Raw genomic sequence first — 2,265 nt, 5'->3', positions numbered from 1 at the left:
TTTGAGAGAATCGTGCTTCAAAACCTTGCGTCTTCATCGGCCCGCGTCCTGTAGGGGCGAAGCATTCGGATAAAAAATCTACGGTTTCACCGATAGGTTATTGCCCGAATGCTTCGCCCGTACTTTTTCAGCAAACCCTATTTAATCTTGGTTCCGAGGGTGTTGGGTAACAGTCGTCAACCCAACTACGGGCTGCTGTCAAAAAGGCAAAAGCTGCCTGGGACGCACCCTAGAAAATCTCAAAAAAAAATCGACCCGCCGCTAGGCGGGAAAAAGAGAAAAAGAGAAAAAGTAAAAAAGGGTAAAAAAGGGTAAAAAGAGAATAAGGGTTACAGAGTCCTCCCAGCACCGCACACCACCCGAAAACCGTCGTTGATGAGGCTGTAGTCGGGGCGGTAGGTGAAGTTGCGGTAAGCAGAACGGCAGTTAGCTGGAACGTTGTACCAAGAACCGCCCCGCAATGGAGAACGATTATCATTACCATTTTTTAGCCAAGCACTGCCATCCTTTGGCGCTCCGATATAGTTATCGTGCCAATCGTCCTCGCACCACTCCCAAACATTGCCACTCATATCATACAGTCCCCAAGCATTGGGCTTTTTCTGGCCCACAGGATGAGTTGTCTGCTGAGAATTTCCTTTATACCAAGCATAATCTCCTAACTGATTAGCATCATCACCAAAATAAAAGCGAGTAGTAGTCCCCGCACGACAGGCATATTCCCATTCCGCTTCTGTGGGGAGACGATAGGTTTTCCCTGTTATCTGACTCAATTTCTGACAAAAGGCTTGAGCGTCATTCCAACTAACATCTTCTACCGGATTTTGGGGATTATTTTGAAACCGAGAGGGATTGGTTCCCATTACCGCTTGATATTGTGCCTGAGTCACTGGATATTTCCCAATAGCAAAACTGTTTACTTTAACTTGGTGTTGAGGCTTTTCATTATCGCGAGCATCGGGATCGCTGTCAGGAGATCCCATGAGAAATTGACCTGCTGGTAAGCCTACCATTTCCAGTGTTACTCCATTGGGTAGGTTTTCTGTAAATGGAGGAGCTAAAGGACGAGGTGAAGGAGAAGGAGGAGTAGGATTCTGACGAAACAACTGAGCGAAAATATTACTAGCGACTGTCCCTACTGTAAATAACCCGAAAGTTATTAAAACTTTACGACGCGACCATCTTTGAGGAGGTATAGGTGAAGGAGATGATTGAATCGATACTGGGGGTGGAGTTGGCGCTACTTTAGGTAACTGTGTAGATGTCACAGTAGCGATACTTTTGCTTGCAAAAATATCAAGATTTAAATCACTAAATCGCTCACACCAATAACACTTTCCGTAACGGCGACTGTAGTAATGATTATCAACTTTGCCACAGCGTATAACCTCTTTTCGTGCAGCTTCCAAAGTATCGCACCATTCCTTAGCCGTCGGTCGTCTGTGGGGGAATTTATGTCCCTCATTGAAACAGCGCAAAAATAAGGCGTGTAAGTCGGGATGTAAAATATTTAATGGTATGGTAGTATTACTAGGTACAAGCAATTTATCCCCAGAAAAAGGCCATAGTCCCCGTCGAATTAGTTCCGACTGTTCCAGGGAATCCCCTCCTCCTTGCCACAATCCCCGAAACGGCGGCCCGCTAAATAATAGATAATAAATAACAACTCCTAATCGAAAGCGATCATGCACTTCTGTTTGATCTACATCTGCTATATTCACTCCGATTAATTCCGCCGGTGTAAATCCTTCTGAGCCAACTAAACACCGATATATTTTACCGCTATAGGGATCTGATACTTGAAATGAATCTGTATCAATAATTGTAGGCAACGCCCGATTATTCACTAAGATATTTTCTAGCTTGATGTCTCCCAAAACATAACCTTTAAGGTGAATTGCTTGGATAATAGCGGCTATATTCCGCGCTACTACATGAAGAAAATACCAATTAGTTTCTAACTTGTATTTTCTTCTCATTATGGGCGTACAAAGCTTTAATAACGTTTCTGAACCCACCACTTCTGGCATTAAAAAACCAACGACTTTTCCCTGTTTATCTTCCAAGATAGAATAGGGCCAAGCGAAGGAAATATGGTTAAGATGAACGTTAGGATCACTGGGACGATTTCTCACCATTAACTGTAATTTATCAACCCTTTCATTATGGGGATTGTGGTAGATTTTCGCTAAGTACCCATTAAAGTTAGTGTGCCATACTTTCGCTTCGCCACTGTTCGCCAGTTCTTGCGTCAGTGTAATCCAG

At 43.7% G+C, this 2,265-nt stretch carries 1 protein-coding gene; it reads right to left on the bottom strand.

Features of this window, described 5'->3' with window-relative positions:
* Positions 1 to 329: 329 nt before the first annotated feature.
* Positions 330 to 2,261 carry an SUMF1/EgtB/PvdO family nonheme iron enzyme gene (locus PX484_RS20700; RefSeq protein ID WP_288105328.1) on the bottom strand — a complete coding sequence of 644 codons (1,932 nt, stop codon included), beginning with the start codon at positions 2,259 to 2,261 and terminating at the stop codon, positions 330 to 332.
* Positions 2,262 to 2,265 lie beyond the last annotated feature (4 nt).

Source organism: Microcystis sp. M49636_WE2, from assembly GCF_030065375.1.
GTDB lineage: Bacteria > Cyanobacteriota > Cyanobacteriia > Cyanobacteriales > Microcystaceae > Microcystis > Microcystis aeruginosa_C.
Note: the sequence above shows the minus strand (reverse complement) of the source record. Positions and strands in the feature narration are given on the sequence as shown.